We start from the raw sequence: 1,106 nt of genomic DNA on the forward strand, positions 1-1,106 counted from the left end.
CGCCGCCGCGCTGGAGGCGGAGGAGGAGCCGGACCCGCACGCGGTGCTGCTGCCGCTGCGTACGGGCGGGTCCCGGCCGCCGGTCTTCTGCGTCCACCCGGGCGCCGGGCTGAGCTGGTGCTACGCCGCCCTGCTGGCGTATATCGGGCCCGAACACCCCGTGTACGGGCTCCAGGCGCGCGGCGTCGGCCGCGCGGAACCGCTGCCCGCCACCGTCGAGGAGGCCGCCGCGGACTACCTGGCGCAGCTGCGCACCGTACAGCCCGAGGGCCCGTACCGGCTGCTGGGCTGGTCGATCGGCGGACACATCGCGCACGCCATCGCCACCGAGCTCCAGCGGCAGGGCGAGGAGGTCGAGCTGCTGGCGGTCCTCGACTCCTTCCCGATGACGTGGCGCGAGGGCGAGTCGGTCCCTTCCGAACGGGAGATCGTCGCCGGGAATCTGCGCGGCATCGGGTTCCCGTTCGAGGACGCGGAGATCGAGGACGGGGCCTTCCCCGTGGAGCGCTACCGCGAGTTCCTGCGGCAGGGGAACTACGCGATGGCGCATCTGGGCGCGGAGGAGATCCTCGCCATGAAGGATCTGTGGGTGAACAACACGCGTCTGATGTGGGGGTTCACTCCTGGCCGGTTCACCGGCGACGTGCAGTTCTTCACCGCCGGGCGGACCGCCGCGGACATCATGCGGCGGCGCGGCCCCGAGACGTGGCGGCCCTTCGTGACGGGCGAGATCAAGGACCACTTGATCGACTCCGACCATGAAGGAATCATGGTCGAGGCGAGCGCCGTCGCCCATGTCGGACGTCTGCTGGACGAAATGCTGGACACGTTGTGAGCTGCCCGCGGGCAGCCGTCGCGAATACAGGAGTCAATCCATGACGAATCCGTTCGAGGACGCCGAGGGCACGTACCTGGTGCTGGTGAACGACGAGGGGCAGCATTCGCTGTGGCCCTCGTTCGTGGAGGTGCCGGCCGGGTGGACGGTCGCGCTTCAGGAGACGGCGCGTCAGGCGTGCCTGGACTACATCAACGAGCACTGGACCGATATGCGGCCGAAGAGCCTCATAGCGGCCATGGACGGCGAGGCCGCCGCCTGACCGTGATCC

General features: G+C 69.8%; 2 protein-coding genes. Both read left to right on the forward strand.

The features are described from left to right. The coding region (locus ACFU99_RS44370; RefSeq protein ID WP_384404571.1) for an alpha/beta fold hydrolase at positions 1-835 on the forward strand (835 nt) is incomplete at its 5' end. A 40-nt stretch (positions 836-875) separates the two neighbouring features. After that, a complete protein-coding gene (locus ACFU99_RS44375) occupies positions 876-1,097 on the forward strand; it encodes an MbtH family protein (RefSeq protein ID WP_384404573.1) in 222 nt (73 codons plus the stop codon). Positions 1,098-1,106 lie beyond the last annotated feature (9 nt).

The organism is Streptomyces sp. NPDC057654, assembly GCF_042800135.1.
GTDB lineage: Bacteria > Actinomycetota > Actinomycetes > Streptomycetales > Streptomycetaceae > Streptomyces.